At 67.7% G+C, this 24,585-nt stretch carries 22 protein-coding genes; 3 read left to right on the top strand and 19 right to left on the bottom strand.

Translation table 11 applies throughout. The features are described from left to right. The first annotated feature begins 315 nt into the window (after nt 1-315). Together ACVT6V_RS16590 and ACVT6V_RS16585 are read left to right on the top strand one after the other, a co-directional pair. The gene (locus ACVT6V_RS16590; protein WP_489894617.1) at nt 316-912 is read left to right on the top strand and encodes a molybdopterin-dependent oxidoreductase; all 597 of its coding nucleotides are present in this window, start codon (nt 316-318) and stop codon (nt 910-912) included. Beyond that, nucleotides 909-1,622: an FAD-binding oxidoreductase gene (locus ACVT6V_RS16585; protein ID WP_489894615.1), complete on the top strand. Its 714-nt coding sequence runs from the start codon at nt 909-911 to the stop codon at nt 1,620-1,622. The genes ACVT6V_RS16590 and ACVT6V_RS16585 overlap by 4 nt, the downstream gene beginning before the upstream one ends. Before the next feature lie 608 nt (nt 1,623-2,230). On the opposite strand, the gene ACVT6V_RS16580 is transcribed toward ACVT6V_RS16585, so the two are convergent. From ACVT6V_RS16580 to ACVT6V_RS16525, 12 genes are all read right to left on the bottom strand, one after another. After that, nucleotides 2,231-2,773: a phage tail protein gene (locus ACVT6V_RS16580; protein ID WP_489894613.1), complete on the bottom strand. Its 543-nt coding sequence runs from the start codon at nt 2,771-2,773 to the stop codon at nt 2,231-2,233. Continuing rightward, nucleotides 2,774-4,708: a putative baseplate assembly protein gene (locus tag ACVT6V_RS16575; protein WP_489894611.1), complete on the bottom strand. Its 1,935-nt coding sequence runs from the start codon at nt 4,706-4,708 to the stop codon at nt 2,774-2,776. 7 nt (nt 4,709-4,715) lie between these two features. Continuing rightward, nucleotides 4,716-5,174 carry a GPW/gp25 family protein gene (locus ACVT6V_RS16570; RefSeq protein ID WP_489894609.1) on the bottom strand — a complete coding sequence of 153 codons (459 nt, stop codon included), beginning with the start codon at nt 5,172-5,174 and terminating at the stop codon, nt 4,716-4,718. A gap of 12 nt (nt 5,175-5,186) precedes the next feature. Further along, a complete protein-coding gene (locus tag ACVT6V_RS16565; protein ID WP_489894607.1) occupies nt 5,187-5,465 on the bottom strand; it encodes a PAAR domain-containing protein in 279 nt (92 codons plus the stop codon). 11 nt (nt 5,466-5,476) lie between these two features. Further along, nucleotides 5,477-7,192, bottom strand: a complete 1,716-nt coding sequence (locus tag ACVT6V_RS16560; RefSeq protein WP_489894605.1) for a VgrG-related protein — start codon at nt 7,190-7,192, stop codon at nt 5,477-5,479. Nucleotides 7,193-7,196: 4 nt separating this feature from the next. Then, nucleotides 7,197-7,976 (bottom strand): CIS tube protein, encoded by a 780-nt coding sequence (locus tag ACVT6V_RS16555; RefSeq protein ID WP_489894603.1) that lies wholly within the window; start codon nt 7,974-7,976, stop codon nt 7,197-7,199. Beyond that, nucleotides 7,973-8,413 (bottom strand): phage tail protein, encoded by a 441-nt coding sequence (locus ACVT6V_RS16550; protein ID WP_489894601.1) that lies wholly within the window; start codon nt 8,411-8,413, stop codon nt 7,973-7,975. Before ACVT6V_RS16550 ends, ACVT6V_RS16555 begins: the two co-directional genes overlap by 4 nt. 41 nt (nt 8,414-8,454) lie before the next feature. Then, a complete protein-coding gene (locus tag ACVT6V_RS16545; RefSeq protein ID WP_489894599.1) occupies nt 8,455-11,061 on the bottom strand; it encodes a hypothetical protein in 2,607 nt (868 codons plus the stop codon). A 262-nt stretch (nt 11,062-11,323) separates the two neighbouring features. After that, nucleotides 11,324-11,521, bottom strand: a complete 198-nt coding sequence (locus ACVT6V_RS16540; RefSeq protein ID WP_489894597.1) for a DUF6760 family protein — start codon at nt 11,519-11,521, stop codon at nt 11,324-11,326. Beyond that, entirely contained in the window at nt 11,470-11,910 is a 441-nt protein-coding gene (locus tag ACVT6V_RS16535; protein ID WP_489894595.1) for a hypothetical protein, read from the bottom strand. The genes ACVT6V_RS16540 and ACVT6V_RS16535 overlap by 52 nt, the downstream gene beginning before the upstream one ends. Further along, the gene (locus tag ACVT6V_RS16530) at nt 11,903-12,355 is read right to left on the bottom strand and encodes a phage tail protein (protein ID WP_489894593.1); all 453 of its coding nucleotides are present in this window, start codon (nt 12,353-12,355) and stop codon (nt 11,903-11,905) included. The genes ACVT6V_RS16535 and ACVT6V_RS16530 overlap by 8 nt, the downstream gene beginning before the upstream one ends. A 26-nt stretch (nt 12,356-12,381) precedes the next feature. Continuing rightward, nucleotides 12,382-13,911, bottom strand: coding sequence for a phage tail sheath family protein (locus ACVT6V_RS16525; RefSeq protein ID WP_489894591.1), 1,530 nt, complete (start codon nt 13,909-13,911; stop codon nt 12,382-12,384). A 311-nt stretch (nt 13,912-14,222) separates the two neighbouring features. On the opposite strand from ACVT6V_RS16525, the gene ACVT6V_RS16520 reads away from it, so the two are divergent. After that, a complete protein-coding gene (locus tag ACVT6V_RS16520; RefSeq protein WP_489894589.1) occupies nt 14,223-16,145 on the top strand; it encodes a hypothetical protein in 1,923 nt (640 codons plus the stop codon). Here the strand turns inward: ACVT6V_RS16520 and ACVT6V_RS16515 are convergent. From ACVT6V_RS16515 to ACVT6V_RS16485, 7 genes are all read right to left on the bottom strand, one after another. Continuing rightward, nucleotides 16,116-18,143: an AAA family ATPase gene (locus ACVT6V_RS16515; protein ID WP_489894587.1), complete on the bottom strand. Its 2,028-nt coding sequence runs from the start codon at nt 18,141-18,143 to the stop codon at nt 16,116-16,118. The two genes, ACVT6V_RS16520 and ACVT6V_RS16515, sit on opposite strands and share 30 nt — an antisense overlap. Then, nucleotides 18,140-18,790, bottom strand: a complete 651-nt coding sequence (locus tag ACVT6V_RS16510; RefSeq protein WP_489894585.1) for a Pvc16 family protein — start codon at nt 18,788-18,790, stop codon at nt 18,140-18,142. Before ACVT6V_RS16510 ends, ACVT6V_RS16515 begins: the two co-directional genes overlap by 4 nt. A gap of 1 nt (nt 18,791) precedes the next feature. After that, the gene (locus ACVT6V_RS16505; RefSeq protein WP_489894583.1) at nt 18,792-19,418 is read right to left on the bottom strand and encodes a helix-turn-helix transcriptional regulator; all 627 of its coding nucleotides are present in this window, start codon (nt 19,416-19,418) and stop codon (nt 18,792-18,794) included. Nucleotides 19,419-19,464: 46 nt separating this feature from the next. Then, nucleotides 19,465-20,766 (bottom strand): trypsin-like peptidase domain-containing protein, encoded by a 1,302-nt coding sequence (locus ACVT6V_RS16500; RefSeq protein ID WP_489894581.1) that lies wholly within the window; start codon nt 20,764-20,766, stop codon nt 19,465-19,467. A 16-nt stretch (nt 20,767-20,782) separates the two neighbouring features. Continuing rightward, nucleotides 20,783-21,829, bottom strand: coding sequence for a DUF6777 domain-containing protein (locus ACVT6V_RS16495; protein ID WP_489894579.1), 1,047 nt, complete (start codon nt 21,827-21,829; stop codon nt 20,783-20,785). 145 nt (nt 21,830-21,974) lie between these two features. After that, entirely contained in the window at nt 21,975-22,799 is an 825-nt protein-coding gene (locus ACVT6V_RS16490; protein ID WP_489894577.1) for an alpha/beta fold hydrolase, read from the bottom strand. Nucleotides 22,800-23,050: 251 nt separating this feature from the next. Then, nucleotides 23,051-24,580: a cobyric acid synthase gene (locus ACVT6V_RS16485; protein ID WP_489894575.1), complete on the bottom strand. Its 1,530-nt coding sequence runs from the start codon at nt 24,578-24,580 to the stop codon at nt 23,051-23,053. Between the last annotated feature and the right edge of the window lie 5 nt (nt 24,581-24,585).

Raw genomic sequence — 24,585 nt, 5'->3', positions numbered from 1 at the left:
CCCTTCGTGACGCTCGCATACGCAATACAGACCGACAGGACAAACAACCTCAGCCCGTCATCAGAAACCACAGCCCCCGTGAGGAATTCACTGACCACAGATTATCCGAGACCACCGACAAGAAGGCCTCATCGTCGGTAGGGGTTGTGGACAACCCGCATCACTTCAATTGGTCACAGAATATCGGCCGCCACCGACAGGAAAGCGGGGCGCCGGCGGCCAACCGGCCTCGATCTTCGTCCCGTGTTCCAGAACTGTTCAAACATGCGAGAACACAAACGGGCACCCATCCCGCTCCGCGCGTAGGATCTCGGCATGGCGATCGTCAATCGCGGGTTCGTCGGGCGTCGCGACCGTGATGCAACACGGCTGCCGCCCGGGCAGTACCGCACCTTCGATTTCCCTGTGCTGTCCGCTGAGCCGACTCCGACCATTCCGCTGGACTCGTGGTCCTTGACCGTCCAATCGTCCGACCACAGGGGACACAGTTGGAACTGGTCGCAGTTCCAGGATCTTACGCATGAGGAGATCGTCACCGACATCCACTGCGTGACCCGATGGTCGAAGTTCGAGACCCGTTGGCGCGGAGTATCGTTCGACACCATCGTCGATTCTCTTCCCTGGCCCGCCGATACACATCTGATGGCGCACTGCTACGGCGGATACACGACGAACGTCGCGTTGTCCGACCTGGTGGACGGACAGGGATGGATCGCCGACACCTACGACGGCGAACCCCTACCCGCAGAGCACGGCGGGCCCGCACGACTCCTGGTACCCCACCTCTACTTCTGGAAGAGTGCCAAATGGGTACGGCGACTGCGCTTCATGTCCGGTGACACTCCCGGCTTCTGGGAGAGCCGTGGCTATCACATGCACGGCGATCCGTGGACCGAGCAGCGCTACTCATGAACGAGTGGCAGGTGACCCTGGTCGTCTCGGAGACCCGCCACAGCGAGAGCGCACGGTCACTGCGGCTCGGACTCGCCGAACCTTTCCGGGGACTTCCGGGCCAGCACATCGACATTCGTCTGACCGCCGAGGACGGCTACTCGACGGCACGCACGTACTCGCTGTCGGATGTACGCGAAGCACGCACGGTAGAGGTCACCGTGGAACGTGCTGACGACGGTGAGGTCTCGCCCTATCTCGTCGATGTCGTCGAAGTCGGCGAGCCGCTGGAGGTCACCGTCCCCCACGGCGGATGGTTCACGTGGGATGAGCGTGATCCACAGCCCGTACAACTGATCGCCGGCGGCTCGGGGCTCGCTCCGCTGATGGCGATGATCCGGAGCCGAGAGGTGGCAGCCCCACTCGTGCCGTTCAACCTGGTGTATTCGTTGCGGTCACCCGACCGGACGCTCTTCGCCGATGAACTGCGCCAGCTCTCTGATCACCGCCGCCTGCCGGTACACCTCGCCTACACGCGAGAGCCCGACCTCGGCGACACCCGGCCGGTCGGACGGCTCAGCGCCGACGAACTCGCCGCTTTGACGATTACTCCAGACCGGGAGCCCACGGTGTTCGTGTGCGGCCCGAATAGCTTCGTCGAACACTGCGCGGACGCGATGATCGCCGCCGGTCACCGTCCCGATCGGATACGAACAGAGCGGTTCGGCTGACCCAGTCAGCTCCTGGATGCCCGGGTCTGGTCGGCGTCGGGGCGCCAGCGGAGGCCCGTCACGAAGGGCCGCCCTTCGTGACGCTCGCAAGCTCGCTCCTCAGGGACCGGGGTGGTAACGCAAGCTCGCTTCTTCATGTCTCGGAACACCTTCGGCTGGCAGTCACCCAGTAACGCCGACTCCCCCGGTCCCTGAGGAGGGCCGGAGCGCCAGCGGAGGCCCGTCACGAAGGGCCGCCCTTCGTGACGCTCGCAAGCTCGCTCCTCAGGGACCGGGGTGGTAACGCAAGCTCGCTTCTTCATGTCCCGGAACACTTTCGGCTGGCGCAGTCGCACAGCAACGCCGACTCCCCCGGTCCCTGAGGAGGGCCGGAGCGCCAGCGGAGGCCCGTCACGAAGGGCCGCCCTTCGTGACGCTCGCAAGCTCGCTCCTCAGGGACCGGGCGGTGACGCAAGCTCGCTCCTCAGGGACCGGGGTGGTGACGCAAGCTCGCTCTCCTCGTGACGCTCGCAAGCTCGCTCCTCAGGGACCGGGGTGGTGAACCAAGGTCGATGACCTCGTGATGCTCGCAGGCTCGCTCCTCGGAGCGGCGCCCCACAGACCTCGGCTCAGCGACCGACGACCTCAACCCGATGTGGCAGATGGGCCGGCTTGATCCGCGACACCACGGCGTCCAGGCGTTGACGGTCGAACGCGTCCGGATCGTCGACCCGGACGAGGACCGTGATCAATGGTTCCGCCGAATCCGCTTGCGTCGGCCCGGACGGTTCGGTCGACACGGTGACCCCACCGGATTCGGTGACCTCGGGTGTGATGCCGAACGCCGCAGCGACGCCGTCGCGGACCCCCCGCGCGGTCCCCCGCCATCGCAGCAACTCCGCGCCGGCGGCGATCAGCCCGCGCCGGTCTTCCACGCTCTCGTGGCCTTCGAGGACGAGACCGATCCAGCCGGCGAGCCAGCTCAGCGAATCGGCCGGCGCCGTGGCCGGATCGAGTAGAGCGGGAAAGGCATCGAGCACCAGGAACACCGGCGCGAGCATCTCGTCGAAAGCGCTGCAGAGGCCCTGCGCGCACTCGTCGTCGAGGTAGATGGACGGCAGGGTCGCCCCGACCGGGTGCGGGCTGTCGATGTCCGGGAGTACCCCGCGCATTCAGATCACCCGGACCTGATGCCGGTAGGACAGGAACAACCCGTTGGCGGGCAGCCTCACCCGGTCCGTCGGCTCGGCACGCCGTCCCGTGGCCGGGTTCACCGGGACCAACTGAACCGCGACGTCCTGCCCCATGTCGACTCCCGAAATGTCGGCGAGCGCCGCGGTGAGGTCGGGCACACCCAGCGACCGCGCGACAGGCCAGCCGGCGCCGGTACGGCCTCCGTACACCGGGTGCAGTAGCCGATACAGTCTCTGCTGCACCGCGTCTCGTACCATCGCCTTGTCGAATCCGAGCGCTGCGCTGACGCTGACCAGGACTGTTACCCCGATGTACTGCGGCGGCTCGATCAACAGCCGGGTCCCGATCACGCGTCGCTCGTCGAGGTATCCGGCGATCGTGTCGAGCGTCTCTTTCGTCGGGGTCAGATCGTGCAGCCGGATCTGTCCTTCCGCATCGTCGGCGACATGCGGCACGACCAGTACCCGGACGACACCTGGCGACGTGTCGTCGGCGAGACAGTGCACCCGCGCGATCTCCGGCGCCGCCTGTCTGGTGAGTTCCTCGAAATCCTCCGCGGTCACGGCCCTTCCCCTCGACCGCAGGACGACAGGTCCGCGCAACTTGAGTTCGTCGATCGTCTCGGCCTCGGCACCACCGACCGCGGCGACACGGTTCTCGACCCGCGACACGAACGGCACGCTGGTCTTGAGTACCCGCAACTGTCCGACCGCCACGTTCCCCCGAGCACCGCCACCGATGCGGTACTCGTCGACGGCGACCACCGCACCCTTGCGGGGTGTGGCCCCGTAGGCACGGATCGAGCCGTCGGCCTCACGGACCGCCGGGCCGAAAACCACCTCGCCGGCGACCGCGTCGAGGTGGAACACCCGATCGTCGACGTCCCGGTCGGCGAATTCCTCGACGGCGGTCCACGTCGAGGACTCCTTACCGTCGGTGACCGTCACGGTCAGGTTCGCGGAGGGCACCACCGGGCGTTCATGCAGCGAGAAGCGTTGTGCCACGGTGCCATCGGAGACTCCCAGGACCTCACCACTGACGGTCTGCGCATGGGCGGCAGACACGGTGCCCCCGATCGTCTGCGCCGACAGTGCATCGATGTGTGGCGACCGGGAGTACGTCGGCTGGCCGGGCAACGCCTCGACGACGCGGCACCGCAGCCAAGCGCCACGATGACCGGCCACCGTCGCCCGCGCGTGGTCGTCCGGCAGGTGCACCACGACATCGCCCGGCTCGTTGAACCCACCTGTCTCGTCGCTGCCGAGGTCGCAGGCCACCCACCCCCGATCGGTGAGCGCCTCCCATTGCAGCGGTGGTCGGCGCGGGTCCACGCCGACGCCGGCAACCCGGCAGGTGATCCGCAGGAGCACCGCACAGGACGGCACGGGATCGGAGAGTTCGATCAGCAACGCGTCGTCTGGTTGCGGTGTCGCCGCGAAGCAGTCGAAGCCGCCGTGTCCCAGCGACAGGCTCCGATCGGTTGGGTCGACGCCGGACGGCGCGGCGAACACGCGCTCGGACGAACACGGGGTGATCGACAGATCACGTTCGGTGGAGAACACCACCGGTTCGGCGATGTCGGTCCGCACGGTCCCGACCTCGGTGCCCGCGCGGACCTCGACCGCCTGCGGTTGCGGCGATGACAGCCAGAACGTGACCCTGGTGCGTGCCGTCGACGCCGCGCGCATCTCCAGACCCAGCAGGTCGAGGAACTTCAGATAGTTCCGGTCCGGAACGCGATTGAGCCGATAGATCAGCTGATCCACCATGGTGGCGACCGCTTCGATCAGGGTGATCCCCGGATCGGAGATGTTGTGATCGCTCCACTCCGGGAACCGTTCGCGGACGAGACGTCTCGCGTCGTCCACCAGGTTCTGGAAGTGCCGGTCGTCGAGATCGGGTGCGGGCAGCATCTCGTTGTCACCCCGCCTCGGTGTAGGTGGCCGTCGAACCCGGCAGCGTGTCGTCGGGTTCATCGGGGATCACGTAGAACGGGAACACGAGGTTACGGATGTCGTTGCGCCCGTGGATGCGGTAGCGGACATCGATGTAGAAGGTGCCGGCGTCGGCAGACGCGAAGTCGACCTCGACGCCGTCGACGTCGATCCGCGGCTCCCAGTCCTCGAGCGCGGTCTGCACGTCGCGGGCGATACCCGCAGCTGTCGCCGCAGTGGCCGGTGCGAATACGTGATCGTTGATGCGGCAACCGAACTCCGGGCGCATCGGACGTTCACCTGGCGATGTACGCAAGATGATCTCGATCGCCTGCTCCACATCGGCGCCTCCGCCTGCGAGAGCGAACGCCCCCGTGGGATCGGTCCGGACCGGGAATGCCCAGCCTCGTCCGACGAAATCGGTGGATTGTTGTGGGTCCATCATCACGGGCTCCTGTCAGCCGATCAGAACTGTTGGTGCGCCGGCGACGATGACCGCGCCGCAGACCGCCATGTCGCCTACCCGAGCCGCCGGTTGCCCGCCGATCAGCACTGTGGGACAGCCGGGCGGCGCGATGACCGTGGGAGGATGCACCGCCGGCGGTGGGAAGGAGCACAGGTGAGGCGTGCCGACCGTCGCGGCCGGCGCCCCGGCGATCAGCACGGTCGGACATCCGGGCGGGCCGATCACACCGGGGTGTGCGGTCGGATCGCCGACGCGGGCTGCTGGTGGCATGGCGGTACTCCTCAGTTGAGCTTGATCGGGGTGCCCTGCACGGACATCGGGCCGGATGAGGTGAGTTCGGCTGCAGTGGTGGCCTTCACGGAGACGCGGGTTCCGCGCAGTTCCAGAGCGCCTGCACCGGCGTCGACGGTGATGCCCTGATCGGCCCGGATCGATACCGAGCCTCCGCTGGTCACCGTGATGGCGCGTCCGATGGCGTCGAGTTCGATTCTGAGGGCGTCGTCCCCGGTCGCGAGCACAACGCCCTCGGTCCGCCCATCCTGATCATTGAGGTCGATGCGGTGACCGCGCCGCGAGACCAGAGATCGACGATTGACCGTGCCCGAGCCCGAATCCACCAGGTCGACGCCCTTGGCATCCGGGGTGTCGACGCCGTTGTACAGACCGCCGATCACATAGGGGTGGGTCGAGTCACCGCGTTCGAAGGCGACCAAGACCTCGTCGCCGACCTCGGGGAGGATCAGCGCGCCACGTTCCTTGCCCGCGCCCGCCGACACGGTGCGGGCCCACCCGGTGACGTAGTCGGCCGAGAGCTGTGGGAACGCGAGTTTCACGCGTCCCTGGGCCAGCGGATCGTTGATGTCGGTCACCTGTCCGATCACCACACCTGCCGTCGCATTCGCCGCGGTCCCGCCGCCGGCGGACGTGAGTCCCAGCAGGCTGCGGTCATGCGCGGCCGTGACCGCGACGGTGGTGGTATAGCCCCCGCTCGGCTCATACCGGTGGCGCGCGGCGGTCAGGACGAACTTCCCGTCGAACGGTGCGCCGAGTTCGGTGAGCGCGACCGCGACACCCGCCCGCAAGGCCGGGTTGCCCGCACACACCGCGTCGACCTCGGCGTAACCGCCGGCGATGGACTGGGCGCGGGCCCGCGCCGCCGAGTCGGCCTCGGCTTGTGACCGTATGCCCCGGTCGGATTCCACGTGGGTGCGGTTACCGAACGTACCGGCGAGGCCGGCCGCATCGATGTCGTCCAACTTCGCGCTCGGCGTCTCCGGCTCCGCGGTGCCGACGATGGGTTGCTTCGTCGCGACATCCCAACCACGGACCTCGACACGGCCCACCTGTTCGGCGGCCGTGATCGCCGAACGCAGTCGGATGATGTCCGTCCCGAACCGGAGGACCAGTGGATTCTCCGGATCGCGGCCCGGCCCGGTGTCGGCGGCGGTGGGCGGAGCGAAGTCCAACGCCCCGTCGGTCACCCCGACGCGGTACCCGATGTCGCGGGCCAGGGCCGACAGGAACTCCCAATCGCTCTGGCCCCGTTGGGAGAGGTGGTCGTAGACCGTCGACGAGGGTTCGATCCGACCGGGCCGCAGACCGGCCCTCCGCGCGCATTGGGTGGCCGCATCCGAGGCGGTCACCTGGGTGTAGGCGGCGGTGTGCCGGCCGCGGAACAGCCGGTGTGACTGGTCGTATCCACGGACCGTCGTGAACGTTCCGGTCTTCTCGAATTCCGCTTCGATCGCGGTGATCTCCCCGACGAGCAGGTCGCGGGGCGCCGGCTGATCGTCGGTGGTGATGGAGATGCGGATCGGGGCTCCGATGCGCAGGCCACCGTCGGTGAGAACCTGACGAGTGTTGTCGCGGAACCGGAGGGCGAAGGCGTCGGGCAATCCGGTGTGGGTGTCGACGTAGGAGGACACCAGCTGCAGCATCACCGTGTCCGGCAATGGACTGCCGCCGACGGCGATGGTGAAACCCGATGTGGTGGCCATGGTCTCAGACCTCGGTCCGGCGCGCGATGCTGGTGGCATAGACGTCGTCCACCGCCGGGAGGCGGATGACGGTGCCTGATGGGATACGCATCGGGTCGTCGATGTCGTTGAACCGGGCGATGGCCCGCCAATGATTGGGATCGCCGTACTCGCGGTGCGCCAGGGTGGCCAGGGATTCGCCTGCGACGAGTACGTGGGTCCGTCGCGCCGACGCCGCGCGCGACGTCGGGTTCTGTCCCCCTTTGCCGCCGGGCATCTCCTCGATGTCCACCGTGCAGACCGCACGTAGAGGCTTGCCGTCCGCGGCGAACAGCGTGAACTTCGCGGTCACCTTGGTGATGAAACCGGGGAAGCTGGTGAGCCCACCCCACTTGAACACGACGAGCGGTGGGATCGCCTTCGGTGTGCCGGTGGTCGACCCCGTGGGGACGCAACACGACATGAGGCGATCGACACCGGTCGCGACGCTGTCGTCCTGCTTGGCCGTGGCGTCGAGGAACATCTCGAGCGACAGGGTGCACGGCTGTGCGCCCATGAACTCCGCGGCACCCGCCTTGGCCGCCCCTTTGGACGGCTTGCTCTCCCACTTGGCCGCCTTGGTGATCGTCACTTCGCGCGGGTTGAACTGGAAGGCGATCGATCCCAGTTTCGCGCCGGGCTTGGCACCGCCGGGCGCTTTCGTCGGTTCGAACATCTCGAGTTCGGCATGCACGATCTGATCCGCGGATGTCGAACCCTTCGACGATGACGCGGATGTGGCGGAGAGTGCTACCGCATCGCTCATGAGCCGTCGCCCTTCGACCCGCGTATCCCGCGATGCACGAGTTCGATCGTCTCGACGGCGACCTTCGGCGTTTCCAGGCTCAGGGACGGTCCGGTCCATTTCACCGGCAGCACACCGTCGAGTGACCATTCGGCGACGGTGTCGCCTTCGGCGTTCTTGGCGGCGATCTTCGCGGTTGTCGGCGTGTAGCCGGCCACCACCGCGCTCACCCACTCGGCCAGCTTGTAGCTGTCGTCGCACACCGGCCGGGTGAGCTTGATGTTGCTGAACTTCACGCGGCTGGGCAATTGCCAGACCATCCCGTTGTTGCCGCCTTCTTCGCGTTGCTCGAGCACGATCTCCAGGCCGAGTCCGTCACAGCTGACGAAGTCGCCCAACGGTGCCGAATCGACGGTCACCGAAAAGCACACGCTCACCGCAGGATCGGTGGTGGTCATCGTGTCTCCTCTTCGTTGTGGTGTCGGCGTCGCGCCGCTGGTCACTGGTCGGTCAGGAAGCCGGCCCGTTCGCGGTCGAGCCAGAGTTCGGTGCGCAGACGCGCCGACAACGGTTCGTAGAGTCGCCGCGCGAGGTCCTCGAGATCATCGGTCGACGAGCCGCCGGCGGCCGCGGCCCCGGCAACCGCGGATGCACCCTGGTGTGCGACGTTCCCCACCCGATCCGCGATGTTCCCCACTCGATCGGCGACAGTCCTCGTAAGACCGTCGGCGGCCTGGGTGACACCGGGCAGACGATCTGCGATCTCGCGGACGGTACCGTCGGGAATCACGCTGTCGCGCAGGTGCTGCCCTGCCTCACCGAGTCGGCTGCGCGCCTGGTCGCCGGCGGTGTCGGCCAGCTTCTCGCCGAGCCGGTCGCGCAACGTGTCGACATCGGGTAGTTGGACCGGAAGCCCGAACCGCTGTGCGGTCATCGGTCCCGGAGCCACCGGCATCGCATCGCGTCTCGCAGGGTCAGGAGTGGCGGGATGAATCGGCGTGGCGGGACGGACGGTCCGCTGTACCGGTGCGACGCCGCCCGAAGACGCCGGCCGCGCCCGGTCGACGGAGTCGGCCACCGACGCGTCGGTGGGGCGGGTCCCCGATCCGATACCGAACATCGCCGCGAACGAGACCGGCTGAGAGGAGACCTGGGTCTCCGACGTCTCTCGCTGTGCGGTGGCGATCGGCCGCCCGACGGCACTTCGCTGAACACGGCGCGGTGCACCGGCGGCCGGAACCACCAACGGCAGCTCCGGCGACCTCCCGACTTCGGTGCGCAACGAACCGTCGCCGCCCCTGACGGACCCGACGAACTCGCCGCCCGACGAACCCGGACCGTCCGCCACGGTCCGGCTCACAGTGGTCCCGGCATCCCCCGCAGACACGTCGTGGGAACCGGAAGCGCCTCGCGTGATCCGTGAGGTTTGTGGCGTCGGCGGTGACACGAGACCGTGCTCTGGGACGACGACGGCGGGGTGCGTGAACGTCTGCGCCACAGGAGGGTTCGGAGGGTCGATTCCCGTATCACCCGTTCTCTGGGTGTCGATGTCGCCGGCCCCGGGCCCCGACGTGCTGCTGTCCGTCGGGGCAACGTCCGAAGCGGTTGCCTGCGGGTTCCGGGTCCTCGTCTCGACGCTCCCACCATCGGGAGTCGATGCATCGGCCTGCCGCTGCACACTCGACCCGCTCCCGGACATCGCGCCGGACGGCACCGGGCCGGGCGTCGTCACGGATTCCGACGACGTCGCGACAACCGGCGCCGGCGGTGACACCGCGGGAGCGGCGCCGTACGGGCTTCGCCGGACGTGTGGGGTTCGGTCGACATGCTCGGTTCGTTGGAGTGGAAGCTCACCCACGCCGGCGCCGGTCACCGGTGCTGATCCGGCGACCGAGGACGCTGCCGGGTCGACCGGACCCCCGTGATGTCCATCAGCAGTCGGATCGGCGGGCCGCGCCATCACATCGACGCCCAACCGTGCGACCACGACAGCGTCCGTCGGCACCGGCATCGTCTCGACGGGGGGGTCGGCCGAACGTCCGACCTGCACATCGGTCGGCACCGTGTGCGCGACCGCTGAGGTTTGAGGTGCCGGCTCGCGGGGAGACATTGGAAAATGACGCGAGACCGGCACCGTCTGGGACCGCTGGACTGCCCTGGTGATCGTGATCACCGGTACTGCAGCGGATCTGGCGGGAACAGGTACTTCGGCTCGAGACGGGGCGGCAGGATCGTCGGCGGGGCTCGCGCTCGCGGGCACCGTCGAGGATCTGGCCGTCTCGGACGGTGTGTTCGGCGCAACGGCCCGCATCACCACGCCCGACGCCGGAGCCGACGCCGAGGTAGGAGTCGGTGTCGGAGCCACTGCGGGTCCCGGTGACGGGACCGCAGAGCGTGACCGGTCCGCCACGGCCGACTCCGCCACGGCCGACTCCGGCACGGCCGACCGCGGAGCCGCGATCTGCTGCACCGTGGTCTGCGGCGCCGGGGTCTGCGGGACCGGGGCGTCGGCCGCAGTCAGTTGGATCGGCCCGGGCAGTGGATCCAGCACTCGCCCTGCCGGACGCGGCGGGTTGGGGTCATCGATAGCGTCCAGCGTTCGATCGATGTCCGTCGGCGTCGGTGATGAGGTCTGCGTGTGGACGTCCATCACCCGGGGCTCGGCACGCCGGGTCGGTGCGGGGTCGATGGCGCTCAATTGGATCGGCGTCGGCCGACCACGTCCCTGGGCCGCCCCTGCCGCGTCCGCACCCGTCGTACCCGCCGTGCCTGCGGGCACGATCGCGGGCCCGCTGAGCACCGGCTGCCGCTGGACATGTCCGACCCGAATCGTCGCGGGGTCGGCGAGCATCGCCGGTTGGTGGCCCAGGTCGACGGTGGTCGCGAGGGCCTGCACCATCAACGCTCGGGCCCCACCGGACAGCGACGGGGCGAATCTGCCGGTGGTGGTGATCTCGTCGCCCGACGCCAGATGCATCGGTGGGGTGGCCGGTGGCGTCATCGGTGCGGTCGCGGCGGCCCTCGTGGATCGGGACACGTCGGAATCGGCCATGGCTCGCTGCACTTTCGTCGCGCCGCTACGCAACATCGGCCAACGCCAGTGCATGGCATCCCCTTCCGCATTGTCGCAGTGTCCGGTTGTCGCAGTGTCCGGTTGTCGCAGTGTCCGGTTGTCGCAGTGTCCGGTTGTCGCAGTGCCCGGTTGTCGCAGTGTCCGGTTGTCGCAGTGTCCGGTTGTCGCAGTGTCCGGTTGTCGATGTTCGGCTGTCGGTGTTCCGCTGTCGGTGTTCCGCTGTCCGTGTTCCGCTGTTGCTCTGTCACTGTCGGTCTGACGCACACGAAGCTCGTCCGGCGGCCTCGGGACGGCGTCACTCGGCGGCGGTGAAGTCGTTGATGAGACCGACGTAGCGTTGCCGTTCGGCATGTTCGAGATCGAGCAGTTCGTCCCTGCTCCAATGGAAGTTCATGGCAACGTACGAGATCTCCCGGTACAGGCTGTCGACCCCGTACGTCGCTATTCCCCCAGGCGGCCACCCGAGAGGTCCACGGCGAACTCCCCGCCGCAATGGGGGCAGACCACCCCGGCCCTGGTGTGACCTTCCTGGTTGATCCGGCGATAGAGATCCTGCAGGAAGGCGAGATCGGACGCGAACATGGTCTCCACCACGCCCGCATGCACGTCGTCGAGCGTTCCGAGCCGGGTCACGACCCGGCTGATCAACACCACGGTGAGATAGCCCGGGTTCTCCCGTACCCGGTCATCGCGTTGGGAGACGAGTTCGTCGCGTGCGGTGGCCAGACGCATTGTCCCGTTCCGGTGCACGACACCCGACGAGTCGACATACCCACGGGGCAGGACGAAGTCGAACTCGGTCCGCAGCGGTACACCGTCGTCGTCGGCCGCATCCGCGTCCGGTACGTCGAGTACCGCTGCGCCACCGTGAGTTCTACGCACCGTCGACCTCCAGGCGCTCGTAGGTCAGGATCAGCTTCTCGGTGAGCACGCTCGTGTCGCCTGCCTTCAAGGTGTTGATCTCCAGGCTCTTCGGCCACGCGTTGGTCACCTTGTAGCGCTTGACCGCCGTGCCTTCGTAGTCGTAGACGACGATCGCCCCGCCCTTGCGGACGTCGCCCATCTTGCCGAGTTGGGAATCCTTGATCCACTTGTCGAAGCTGTTGTCGTCGGTCAGCGGCCGGGACAACGTCACCTCGCCCGCCTTCCATCTTCCGGGGAGCTTCTTGATCGCGTACTTGCCGTCGGCGGCGGTGTTCGACTTGTACTCGATGACATCCTGTTCCATCTTGAGGCCGTTGACCTCGGTGATGCTCTTGATCTGGATGCCGTCGAACTCGAGACCGAAGGAGTGGCCGACCGAGCTGTCGAAATCGGGTAGTGCCATGGTGTCACATCACTTTCGTCGGATGGTCATTCGGCGACGAGGCTGGTGCCGCCGGAGTACTGGGAGAGTCGGAAGATCACGAATTCAGCCGGCTTCACCGGGGCCACACCGATCTGACAGACCACTTCGCCGGCATCGATTCCCTCCGCCGGATTGGTCTCCGCGTCACACTTGACGAAGAAGGCCTCGTCCGGTGTCGCACCGAACAGCGCTCCGCGGCGCCATTCGTTGGTCAGGAAGGCACTGATCGTCCGTCGCAGGCGAGCCCACAGGGCGGGATCGTTCGGTTCGAACACCACCCAGTTCGTGCCGGCGAGGATGGACTCCTCGAGGTAGTTGAACAGACGCCGGATGTTGAGATAGCGCCATGCCGGATCGGATGACAGAGTGCGCGCACCCCAGACCCGGATGCCGCGTCCGGTGAACGTCCGGATGCAGTTGATGCCTGCCGGGTTGAGCAGGTCGTGCTCGTTGCGGGTGATCTGGGTCTCGATGTCGACGGCGCCTCGCACCACCTCGTTGGCCGGCGCCTTGTGGACACCCCGGGTGTCGTCGTTGCGTCCCCAGATGCCGGCCATGAATCCGGACGGGGGCAGGTACTCGCCTTTGCCCACACCGATCCACGGCCAGTACAGCGCCGCGTACTTGGAGTCGTAACCCGTTGTCTCGGTGCACCATTTCTTGACCTGCTGCGCGTTGAGACCGGGTGGGGTGTCGAGGATGGCCATGCGGTCGCCCATCAGTTCGCAGTGGGCCATCATCGCGAGTTGCACCGACTTCACCGTGTCGAGGTCGATGGTCTGCTGCGCGTACGCGGTCATCAGATCGGGGATCGCGACCATCGTGATGTCATCGATCGCCTCGAGCGCCGAGAAGCCGGTACGTGTCTCCACGTCCCCGACATAGTCGTCCGCCGACATCGACGACGGCACCTCGACCGTCGGCGCGGGCACGGCGAGGACCGCCGACTGTCCCTTGGCGAGCTCACCGCCGGTATGGCCGGTGACAGACTCGAACTTGATCAGCTTCGACTCGTTGTTGACCACGGTCTTGACGTTGGTCTGGCCGCGCCCGGACACCACCCCGGTGTGCTGCTCCACCACGTCGTCGCCGCGCTTGACCACGACCTTGACGCTGCCCTCCGGTGCGCCCTCGTCGGCTTCGGCCACCTCCACCGACAGACTCTTGTCCGGCGCCTCGGTGTCGAGAGCGGTGACCTTCATGTTGCCGACCTCGGCCTGGGCGGGTCCGGGTTCGATGGCCCGCTGGGCGTTCGGATTCGACCCGTTGCCGTTCTTGCCGATTCGGACGACGTAACAGTTGCCGCCCCCGTTCTGGAAGTAGGCAAAAACCGATTGCGCCAGTGTGGCATTCGTCAAGAATCCGCCGAATGTGGACGTGAACTGGGTCCAGTTGGAGACGAGTGTGGGTTCATCGAAGGGGCCGCTCTCCGCCAGTCCCACGAAGGCGGCGACGGCGGTGCCGACCCCCTCGATCGGGCGGGAACCGGAGTCGACTTCCTCGACGTAGACGCCGGGTGAGAGATACGAAGGCATGAGGTGCTCCTGTTTCGGCTTGTACGCCTGTGGGGTTCATTGATCATGGTCGGGGGCAAGGACTTGCGAAACGTGCATTCGGACGCAGGCGAGGGCAACGACTGCTGTCCTTTCGGGCAGAATCGGCGTCATCGACGCGTCGTCGCTGCCCACACCCCGGTGCTGCACGTGGGCGCCTGCCGCGGGGGCAACGAATCCTGCGCGATGGGGCAACCCGAACCGGACCATTCGCGATTGGGGCACCACCTGCGGCGTGACAGTCTGAAGTCCGGGACCACTGACGTCGACAGTCCGAGCCGGAGAGAAGTTCGATGGGTGACATCATCTGCGAGGCATGCGGAACCGCGAATCCACCGGGTACGCAGTTCTGCACGGAGTGCGATGCGTACTTCGGCTGGTCGCAGTCCGCGGGGCCTGGTGCGGGCGGCCCGTCGCCGTCGTCGCCTGCGCCCGCAACGAAGCCGCCCGGGGCGACCACGGTGACCCCGCCGAGCGCCGCCGACATCAGTCGGGTGATCGCGCCGACCGTCGAACCCGATCATCCCGCCGTCACACTCGATCCTGCCGTCGGCACGGGGATCGCGCTTCACATGTACAACCCGTCACCGATCGTCGACGGATATGTGGTGGAGATCCCCGACGCGCCTGAGTGGCTGACGGTCACCCACGAAGAGATCCGGCTGCTCCCGCACACGGACGCGATGGTCCCGGTCGGTTTCGGCCTCGCCGAAGGCCCTCTCCCCGAGGCACAGACGATCATGGTCGGCCTGGTGATCCGCTCGCTCACCGACGAACACAAGAGCACACCCGCAGAGATCGAGGTGACGGTCCCCCGGATCGGACGGCCCGTGCCGATCACCGTGCACCCGTCGGTGATCCGTCTCGAGGACGAGACCAGCGGCACCGTACAACTGACCCTGGACAATTCGGCCAGCAACTTTCCACAGTCGGTCACACTCGCCGCAACGGATCCGGAGGGTGTGGTCGACTTCGGCATCGAGCCGGATCATCTCACCGTCGGGCATGGTGCCACCGCAACCGCCACCCTGATGTTCCGATTGCCGGAGATCGACCACGGCACCCAGACCGACCGTCGCCTCACGGTGACCGCGACCTGCGGCGACGATGACAGCGACGCGTCGGTGTCGGTGACCCAGCAACGTTCCGAGGCACCCGCTCATGTTCCGGTGACCCTGCGGCTCGAGCCGAGCATCGTCCGTGTACGCGATTTCGCGATGGCCGACCTCGACGTGGTCGTCGACAATCGCCGCGGTGGCAGCCACCGCACACTCACCATCGGTGGGCGCGATCCCGAAGGCCGGGTGACATTCGCGTTCTCGACGTCTCAGGTCCAGGTGGCCGCCGGGAAGATCGTCGCACTCCGCCTCACCGTCGAGGCCGACCCGCCCGATGAGGGCAAGGACGTCTCCTATCCCTTCAGCGTCATCGCGACCGATGAGATCGACGAGGTGGAGACATCCGGCACGCTCACGCTGTCGAGCTCGGCCGCAGCCATCACGACTGCGGCGATCCGGCTGTATCCGAGCAAGATCACTGTCCGGAACACATCCACCGGACGCACCAAGGTGATCGTCGACAACACCGCATCCGACCGATGGCTCACGGTGCATCTGGCCGGCTCGGACCCGGAAGCCGCCGTGCGCGTGGCCATCCGGCCACCAACGGTGGAGGTCCCACCCCGACGGTCGGTGTGGGCGGAGGCGACCGTGACCGCCCCTTCCCCCGATCCGGGCGAGCACAGCGATCGCCCGCTGTCGTTCACCGCCACCGACGGGCGGGGCACCGTGACCTGCGATGGAGCCTTCGCCCAGCGCACCTCGGACTGGATGCCGGTGGCACGAGTGCTGCTCACCCTGATCGGCGCGCTCGTGTCGGCGGCGGGGGCGTTCGCTCCCTGGGCGAAGACCTTGCCGGACTACCTTGTCGACAAGCTCCTGGCGGCACCCGACGCCGACGCCGACCTGGTCGCGCAGACACAGCCCGCGGCGCGTGCCGCGGTGCTTGTCCTGGCGGCCGCGATGGCGCTCGGCGTGTTCGCGAAGACGGGGAAACCGACGCAGACCGCGGCGATCACGATGATCGTCGCATTCGTCGGCTACATGCTCTTCCTCACCCAGAAGTTCGGGACCGGCGGCCCGATGTACGGCGCGGTCCTCGTCGTGGTGGGCGCGGTCCTCGGATTCCTAGGCGGACTGTGTATCCGAAATCGATGACAGGAACCCGAATTCGGGTCCGATCAGTCGACCCAACTTGCGATACTCCTGCTCGACCCCATGGACCACATCGGCCGTGCACACTGCGCGGCCTTCGGCAGCGGCACGATAGGCGGCGGTCACCGCGGCGGCCCGGATGTTACCGCCGGACATGGCGAAAGCCTTCGCACACGAGTCGATGTCGATCGAAGGCTCGCAGGGTACCGGTGCGGACAGGCACCTGCGCCACAGATCGCGGCGGGCGTCCTCGTCCGGCCGCGGAAACTCGATCACCGCATCCAGCCTCCTCGTGAAGGCGTCATCGAGGTTCGCGCGCAGATTCGTCGTCAGGATGGCCAGACCACGGAACGTCTCCATCCGCTGCAGCAGATAGGCGGTCTCCACGTTCGCGTATCGGTCCTGGGCGTCGCGCACCTCGCTGCGTTTGCCGAACAGCGCGTCCGCCTCGTCGAACACGAGCACCGCATTGACCGACTCCGCCTCGTCGAAGATCTGGTCGAGATTCTTCTCTGTCTCACCGATCCATTTCGACACCACCGAGGCCAGGTTGACCGAATACACGTCCAGGCCGAGATCGCCGGCAAGGACCTCGGCCGCCATCGTCTTCCCGGTGCCGGAATCGCCTGCGAACAGGCCGATCACCCCGTGTCCGCGGGCACCACCGCGCCGCATCCGCCACTCACCGAGCACCTGTTCACGATGACGTGCGCGACCCGCGAGATCACGCAGGGTCTCGATCGTCGCGGTGGGCAAGACCAGATCCGACCACCCGACCTCCGGCGTCGTGCGCTGCGCCAGCCGTTGCAGGCCGGCGGAATTCAGCATGCGCGCACCCTCACGGAGGTGACCGGCCGTCACGGTCGTCGACTGGACATCGGCGACCGCCTGGGCATTCGCCATGGCCCGGCGGATCTGGGCGGGGTCGAGGGCATACACCGCGACATCGTCTATGTCACGGTACGGCGCCGTCGACGCGACATCACGCCACAGACCCACACGTTCAACAGCGGTCACATGCGGCACGTCGATCTGGACCGGGAGTCGGTCGCACGTCTCCGGTTGCCAGGGCCCTCGCCCCACCAGGACGAGCGGCATCGGGCCGTCGAACAACGGTGCCCGCGTGGCGCGACCGAACAATTCCTGGAAGCCGCACACCACCACCGTCGCATCGGCGAGCACGGCCTCGCGGCGGACGAGTCCCAACACGGCGTCGATGTCATCCCCGAGACGGGCGGCGTCCACGACCAGCATCCGCCGACCGGTCGCGGCAAGGGCGGCAGCCGCAGTGGCACCACCCATCCCTGCGTCGTCGTCGCGGAGGTAGATCAGAGTGCACCCGCCGCGGATCGCCCGTTCGACCTGCGTGGTTCCCGCCCCACTGTGCCGTCCCGGATCGACCAGTAGGTCGGCCACCTCCGGAGGCGGTACGTCGTGGCCGAGCAGGTGGTCGACGACCCGGTCCGGCACACGCAACGTGCGGGTGAGAAACGGACGGTCGACGTCGTCGACGGTCACCAGTCCCAGTGCCATCAGTGGTGCGTGCGGGGCGAGGCGACCACGCGCATCGGCATCCCAGGAGGAGAAGCCCGCGAGCGCCAACGCCACTGTCGGCGTGGCACGTCGCCGGGACACGTCATCATTCAGGTAGCCGTACAGCCGTTCCCACCGCGCGTCGATCTCCGGCAACGCACAGATGAGCAACAGCTCGACGTCGAGGTCGGTGAGCTCGGCACCGCGGGCGAGCCGACGCAGGCGCAGTTCGCCACCGGCCGCCTCGATCTCGTCGGCCTCTTGTTCGACCCGGGTCCGATCGGCATCGTGCGGAGGTGGGTCCGCATTCGGCTCGAGGAGCGCGTCCACTGTGTCGTCGCCGATGTAGAGGCCTCGAAACGGATCGTCCGGCGTCGGGTCGAACTGTCGACGAAACGCCACCACGTCTCGAATCCGGTTCTCCACCAGGTGGGTTCGTGACCGTAGGTAACGCAGACCGTCGGTCACGGCGTGGCCTCGGCCGTCGCATCGGGGCCGTCCTCGACGATCCGGGGACGACGCCGGATCTCCCGCGGACGATCCGGTACGGCGAGGTCGCCCATCTCCAGCACCGGAGCAGACACCGGAGGGCCCACCGATTGGGTACGGGTCACCGGCATCGGCGCGCAGATCACCACGTCCACCGACGGTTTCAGTTCGCCGCCCAGGGCGCTCCACACATCCGCGAACGACCGATCCTCCGACGGCGGCAGTGCCACCGTCATGGTGACGGGCAGTCCCAGGCCACTCAACGTCGGTCCGAGCCGTTCCGGACCGATCACCTGATAGTTGATCAGACACTGCAGCAGTCGGGACAGCAACCCGTGTTCGTCCTCGGGGCGCTGTGTCCACGCGGCCACCAGGTAGGACAGTCGGAAGTGGCGTGGCGGGCTGTGCCGGGCGGTCGTTCGGTTGCCGTCGTACTCGTTGACGTACCCGGTCCCCCGCCGCCGCACGTCCTCACGGATGTCGTACAGATAGGCACAGATGGTCGGCCCGGTCCGTTTGCTCGCCCATTCCTTGGTCGGCGCGTCGAACGCCACATCGACACTCGCGCCGCCGAGCGCGTCGTCGACGATGATCGCGCGCAGTGCCGCGTCGATCTCGTCGATCACCTCAGATCAGCCCCTCGCGCAGGGCATAGGCCACGGCGTGCGACCGGTTCCTCAGCTGCAGACGGGTCGTCACATCGTGCAAGACGTTCTTCACGGTGCGTTCGCTGTAGCACAGCTTCTTGGCGATCGCCGCGGTGTCGTCACCTTCGGAGACCAGTCGCAGCACATCGATCTCGCGCTCGGTCAATCCGGAGAAGTGCAACCCGCGCGGCGCGAGCACCTGCCGTTGCAGGCGGCCCACTTGACCGAGCAGATTCCCCACCAGGTCTGCGGGCATCACCCCGCCGCCGTCGGCGACCTTGCGGATGTGCCGGGTCAAGGTGTCGGCGGTGGCGTCAGACCTGCGGATCAGGCCGCTCACACCGGCTTCGGCCGCCTCGATCACAACGGATTCGTCGATCGTGCCGAGTACCAGCATCGTGCGCGGTACACCGTTGCGCTGCAGCGCCTTCAGGTTGCGCTTCACCAGGTCGTCGAGCCGGTCGGCGACCACCAGCGCGACCTCCGCGGTGTCCACAGCGGTATCGCTGACGATGATCACCTCGGGCCGCAGGTTGAGCTGGCTGGCGACGCCGGCCTGTAGGACCGGGTCGTTCGAATAGACATATGTGGCGATTCTGCGTTGCATGATCTCTGTCTCCCAACGTCTCATGCGTGGTGGTTCGGTCCCCCGATCACTCCTGGCGTTTGCCGCACCTCCCGCAAAACGACTGTCCTGGTGCCAGTTCGAAGCCACAGTTGTCACAACGCGGGCTCGGCCCCCCACCCGGGCCCATCGCAGGTGGCGCCTGACCCATCGGTGCGGTCGCCCGGGCATCGGGTGAGGGCTGCGGAGGTCGAGCGGCGTAGGCTCCGGCGGGCAGCGCATCCCCGGGAACGTCAGAGTTCGAACGATTACCACGGTGCGTGTACAGGTAGTAGGCCAGCCCTCCGGCGGCGGCGATCGCAACGAGAATGCCCGCGCCGATGAGGATCATCGTGGTCACGTTGCCGTCGCTCGACGGGCCTCCGCCGGCCGCCTCGCGTCGGCGCACCGCATCGGTCCGCAGTGCGAACGCGTTCGGATAGCTCGGCGAGAGCGAGAGCGAGTTGTCGAAGTTCTCGATCGCCGCGCTGTAGTCGCCCTGGTAGTACTGCCCGAGTGCCTGGCGGTAGGACTTGTCGGCGGGCGACAGCTCCGAGGTCACCCCGTTGTTCTTCATCATCTCCTGCAGCTCGCTGACCGCCGTCACGTAGTTGAAGTCACCGGTCTCGTCGGGTGGCCGGAAGCTGTTGATGCCGACGACTTTTCCGTCGTCACCGATGGTCGGCCCACCACTCATTCCGGGCGACATGGCCGCACTCACCTCGAGGACGGGGGCGGTCCCGGCGGTTCTGATCGCGCTGATGGTGCCACTCTTGGCGGTCGGTTCGAGGCTGTAGTCGGTGACCGTCGCCGTGGTCGCCGGATAACCGATCGCCTGGACGGGGTTGCCGACCTGGGGCTCGGTCGTCGACAGCTGCGAGGACGGGAGGTTCGACAGTTGGACGTTCAACAGCGCCACGTCCCCCTGGCCCAGCGGGCGGACGTCCACGACGCGTGCCGGTACCGGCTTGACCTTGTCACCGGACTGACCGGCGCCGAGTACCGAGACCTCGAGACCGCTCGATGCGATCCGATCGAGGATGAGGTTGCCGGAGCCACTGGTCGCATGTTCGCCCTGGAGGTGACCGGGGTCGACGCAGTGCCCAGCGGTGGCGATGTAGCCGTCGGGGTTGACGACGAATCCGGTACAGCGAGCCGTCGCCACACCGGGAATCGAGCTCTCCAGATACACGATCGCCGGCCGGATGAGCGCCGCAGCCCGCGTGGCGGGCGAGTCGGTCGGCGCCGGTGCGGCCCATCCCGGTGCGGCGAGGAACGCCGACGACGCACCGAGGATCGCAGCGACGACCGCGACCCCGGCGCGACGGGTGGCCGATTGCGTGCGGGTCATGTGACTTCCGTTCCTCTCAGGAGACGCCGGCGACCTGGGAAGCGGCTCCGGCTTGTCCGCTGCCCCCTCCGGCGGCGCCCTGTTGACCTGCGCCTTGTTCCCCAACGCCTGGTTCCGCAGCGCCTGGTTCCACCGCGCCCTGCCCGGCCGGCGCTTGACCGCCCGAGTCCCCGGCCCCCGGCTCGGCGGGAGCCTGCTCGTCAGCGGGGGGCGCTCCACCGTCGCCGGGCGCCTCGGACACGTCACCGCCACCGGTGTCAGGTTGATCACCATCGCCCGGTTGCACCACGGGCGGCTCCGACGAGCTCATGTCAGGGGGCGGGACGTCGCCCGAAACAGGTTCGGAGACCGACGGTCCGGGCTCGGATGCGCTGGGTGCCTCCGAGCTGCTGTCAACATGCGGCGCGGACGGCGCGACCACCTTGTGGGTGTCCAGGTTCGCCCACTGTGGACCCGTGTACGTCACGTTGTCCAGAGCGACGTCGGCCGGCGTCAGCGGACTGCCACTGGCACAGCGCACCCGGGGAACCCAGCTGCCGTCCACCAGGATCGCGGTCCCGGACTGCAGCAGAGCATCCACGGCTGTCGCGTGCCCGTCTTGGTAACCGTGGTCGGTGACGACGGTGTCGCGAAGCAGCACGACCTGCCGTAGCGAATCGACGTAGTCGGGGATGTCTCCCACTCCGAGGACATCGCGCCACGCCGCGGCCTTGGCGGGATCGGATTGCAGAAAGTCGACGAGCTGGTGGGTGTCGCACACCGTCTGATCGTTGGTGCCACCGTAGAGTCCGACCACCGATCCATCGGCCGCAGATGCCTGACCGGCGGGGCCCGTGACCCTGGCGTCCAAGGTGACGACCTTCGACAGATCCACCGGCTCGGCGACGGATTCGGTCCAGGGCGAGTCACCCTGGGACGTCGCCGCCTCGAGCAGCACCTGGCTGGACTCCGGTTCGACGTTCTTGGTACAGCCCGCGATGATCACCGTCGCGATGGCGGCGAGCGCCACGAGTCCGAGACATCCCGCCCCCGCGGGGGCGATCCGATATCTGAGCGCGGCCATGCATCGATGCTCGTCGTCGACGCCGCACAAAGCACGAGTAGGCGACTACTCCTGTTCGGACCGACCACTACCCCAACCGGCTCGGGCCGATACCCGACTTCGCCGGCGACCGCTGGCCCCGCGAGGAACGGCTGTGATGTGGAGGTCAGAAAACCGTCGACCGCAGCGCGATCTCGGATGCCAGCGCCGCGCTGGCCTGCTGTGGGATCCAATGACCCACACCTGCGAGCTCGCAGAAACGGAAGTCCGAGTACGCGTAGCGGCCGCTGCGCTCGGCCTGTTCGCGCCCGAGGGCGGAGTCCTCGTCTCCCCAGATCATCGTGGCGGGAATCTCCACCGCTGGGCAGGCCAGTGTCTCGGCGATGTTGCCGGTGAAATTGGCCCGGTACCAGTTGAGAGCTGCGGTCAGGGCGCCGGGTTCGAGCAGCGGGGCCATCTCCTCGGCGGTGATCCCGGTACGTCGTAGCAGCGCGCCATTGCGCGCGAGCAACTTGTCCTCGGCGCCTTCGGCGATGAAATCCTTGATGTACGTGGACCGTTCACGTTGGTCACTGGAATCGAGGGCGTCGCGCATCGCCGACGGATGTCCCGTACTCGCCGCCACCAGGCCGGTGAACCGGTCCGGATGCTTGCCGGCGAGATGCCACGCGACGATCCCGCCCCAATCGTGGCCGACGAGCATCGCGTACTGCACCCCGACGGCGTCGAGAACGCCGATCGCGTCGGCGACCAACAGGTCGAGGCGGTAGTCGGCCACCGCCTCGGGACGCGCCCCGGGGCTGTACCCTCGCTGATCGAAAACGATTGTGCGCAAACCACTTTCATGAAGGCGGGGAACCACGTCGTCGAAGCAGGAACTGTTGACCGGGAACCCGTGCAGAAGAAGCACCCACTTGCCGTCCGCCGGCCCCCCGGTGCGGATGTCGAACGTGTGTTCGCCGACCTGAACGGCGCGCTGTTGCGTGTCCACCGGCCCAGGATAGGCGAGAACCCGATTCCCCGGTCGGCGCGGTCGTCGGGACCGCGCGTCCCCCGGAAGAGCACCCCTGAGATGCGCCCCAGGAATGCACCCTGGTGAAGACCGCCAGGAACACCATGTCCACGGCGGGCCTCGCCGGGGCGCATGTCTGGGGCGCTTTTCCGGGGCGGATCTCGCAGGCGCATCTGCGGGCGCTTCGCCAGGGCGCATCTGCGGGCGCATCCGGCGATGGCGCCCTCCGATCACCGGACCGCGTGACGGATCACCGGCGCGTGCGGGTCGGCTCCGCGCTCCAGCAGCGTCTCGATGGCAGCGATGTCGAGGTGCTCGCCGATCAGGTCGGCGATCAGGTCGACCTGGGTGTCGCGGATCTCGTCGACCACCGTCGTCTCGGCGACGACGAAGCCGGGCTTGCCGCACTGGTCCGCGACGCGACGCAACAAGTCGCGCCGGAATGCGTCCCCAGCGAGCAGGCCATGCCAGTGGGTACCCCGGACCGCGCCGCGTACGGCCCCCTCCCGACCGTGCTGCGCGTCGACGATCCAGTGCTGTTCACCCGAGGACCGCACCCGTCCGTGATGGATCTCGTAGCCGCTGATCACGTGTCCCGCGCCCATCCCGGTCACCTGCCGGAGGACCTTGTCGTGGTCGAACGCGATCTCGATGTCGAGGACACCGAGCCCGTCGACGGGTCCCGTCCCCGACTCGACCGGATCGTCGATACGCCGGGCCAACATCTGGAAGCCCCCGCAGACCCCGATCAGCGGCCTGTCCCCGAGTGCCCGTTCGACGACCGCATCGGCGAGACCTCGCGCGCGCAGCCACGCCAGATCCGACACCGTGGCCCGCGTTCCGGGCAGCACCACCAGATCCGCCGACCGCACGCTCGCGGGGTCGTCGACCCAGGTGACGTCCACGCCGGGTTCACAGCCCAGCGCCTCGACGTCGGTCGTGTTCGACACCCGCGGCAGGCGGATCGCGGCGACCGACAGCCGCACGCCGCCGGGATCGTGCCCGCCGTCGTCGTGCGGGCCGACGCGCCGCCCGACCGGCACGGCCAGCGAGTCCTCGGCGTCGATCCACAGATCGGTGCGGAACGGGACCACCCCGAGGGTCGGCCGGCCGGTCAGTGCGTGCAGCTGTTGCAGGCCGGGCGCCAGGATCGCCGGGTCGCCACGGAATTTGTTGATGACATAACCGGCGATCAACCGCTGGTCGTCGGGGTCGAGCACGGCCGTGGTGCCGAACAGGTGTGCCAGCGACCCACCGCGGTCGATGTCGCTGACGACCAGCACCGGAAGGCCGGCCGCGCGGGCGAGTCCCATGTTCGCGAGGTCGGTGGCACGCAGGTTGATCTCCGCCACCGAGCCGGCCCCCTCGCAGATGACCACGTCGAAATCGTTCCGGAGGGAAGCGAGTTCATCTGCGACGATGCCGCTCAGTCGGGTTCGCCATGACTGGTAGTCGCGGGCGCCGACGTCGCCGGCGGGCTGCCCACGGATCACCACGTGCGAGCGACGGTCACTGCCCGGCTTGAGCAGCACCGGGTTGAAGCGAGTGGACGGCTCCAGACCGCAGGCGTACGCCTGCAACGCCTGGGCCCGACCGATCTCGCCGCCGTCGATGGTGACCGCAGAGTTGTTCGACATGTTCTGCGCCTTGAACGGCGCCACCGTGATCCCCCGCCGACGCAGCAGACGGCACAGACCGGCGACGATGAGACTCTTGCCCGCGTCGGAGCTGGTGCCGCCGACGAGCAGCGCACCCGTCACGACCG

Source organism: Gordonia sp. LMA167, assembly GCF_058130025.1.
Note: the sequence above shows the minus strand (reverse complement) of the source record. Positions and strands in the feature narration are given on the sequence as shown.

Coding starts and splice junctions, on each gene's coding strand:
- ACVT6V_RS16590 (WP_489894617.1), top strand. CDS start 316: ATGGCGATCGTCAATCGCGGGTTCGTCGGGCGTCGCGACCGTGATGCA.
- ACVT6V_RS16585 (WP_489894615.1), top strand. CDS start 909: ATGAACGAGTGGCAGGTGACCCTGGTCGTCTCGGAGACCCGCCACAGC.
- ACVT6V_RS16580 (WP_489894613.1), bottom strand. CDS start 2,773: ATGCGCGGGGTACTCCCGGACATCGACAGCCCGCACCCGGTCGGGGCG.
- ACVT6V_RS16575 (WP_489894611.1), bottom strand. CDS start 4,708: ATGCTGCCCGCACCCGATCTCGACGACCGGCACTTCCAGAACCTGGTG.
- ACVT6V_RS16570 (WP_489894609.1), bottom strand. CDS start 5,174: ATGATGGACCCACAACAATCCACCGATTTCGTCGGACGAGGCTGGGCA.
- ACVT6V_RS16565 (WP_489894607.1), bottom strand. CDS start 5,465: ATGCCACCAGCAGCCCGCGTCGGCGATCCGACCGCACACCCCGGTGTG.
- ACVT6V_RS16560 (WP_489894605.1), bottom strand. CDS start 7,192: ATGGCCACCACATCGGGTTTCACCATCGCCGTCGGCGGCAGTCCATTG.
- ACVT6V_RS16555 (WP_489894603.1), bottom strand. CDS start 7,976: ATGAGCGATGCGGTAGCACTCTCCGCCACATCCGCGTCATCGTCGAAG.
- ACVT6V_RS16550 (WP_489894601.1), bottom strand. CDS start 8,413: ATGACCACCACCGATCCTGCGGTGAGCGTGTGCTTTTCGGTGACCGTC.
- ACVT6V_RS16545 (WP_489894599.1), bottom strand. CDS start 11,061: ATGCACTGGCGTTGGCCGATGTTGCGTAGCGGCGCGACGAAAGTGCAG.
- ACVT6V_RS16530 (WP_489894593.1), bottom strand. CDS start 12,355: ATGGCACTACCCGATTTCGACAGCTCGGTCGGCCACTCCTTCGGTCTC.
- ACVT6V_RS16525 (WP_489894591.1), bottom strand. CDS start 13,911: ATGCCTTCGTATCTCTCACCCGGCGTCTACGTCGAGGAAGTCGACTCC.
- ACVT6V_RS16520 (WP_489894589.1), top strand. CDS start 14,223: ATGGGTGACATCATCTGCGAGGCATGCGGAACCGCGAATCCACCGGGT.
- ACVT6V_RS16505 (WP_489894583.1), bottom strand. CDS start 19,418: ATGCAACGCAGAATCGCCACATATGTCTATTCGAACGACCCGGTCCTA.
- ACVT6V_RS16500 (WP_489894581.1), bottom strand. CDS start 20,766: ATGACCCGCACGCAATCGGCCACCCGTCGCGCCGGGGTCGCGGTCGTC.
- ACVT6V_RS16495 (WP_489894579.1), bottom strand. CDS start 21,829: ATGGCCGCGCTCAGATATCGGATCGCCCCCGCGGGGGCGGGATGTCTC.